This is a genomic window from Halomonas sp. ND22Bw, from assembly GCF_003011945.1.
Lineage (GTDB): Bacteria > Pseudomonadota > Gammaproteobacteria > Pseudomonadales > Halomonadaceae > Halomonas > Halomonas halophila.
On record NZ_PXWD01001129.1, the window covers coordinates 1 to 262 of the forward strand.

The following is a 262-nucleotide window of genomic DNA, read 5'->3' on the forward strand; positions in this document are numbered from 1 at the left end:
GGGCCCGACAGGCTCGGCGAGCCAGTCGCGGCGCCGGGCGATCAGCTGCCGGAGGCGCTCGGCGCGCTTCTCCCGCCGGTCGCATCCACAATCGCAATCCCCGTCCGGGCACGCGACGGAGCCCTCCCCGAACAGGCTCAGGATCGACAGCACGAGCCCCGCGAGAAAGACGACCGCGAGGGCGACGAAGGGCCAGGCGAGCCCGAGCCCCACCAGCGCCGCGAGCCCGAGCTTCACCGCGAGCGAGCCCGCGACCTTCAGC

At 74.4% G+C, this 262-nt stretch carries 1 protein-coding gene; it reads right to left on the bottom strand.

Translation table 11 applies throughout. From position 1 onward, the window contains the following. Positions 1-262, bottom strand: a 262-nt coding sequence (locus tag CVH10_RS26140; protein WP_219924977.1) for a hypothetical protein, incomplete at both ends; no start/stop codon positions are given.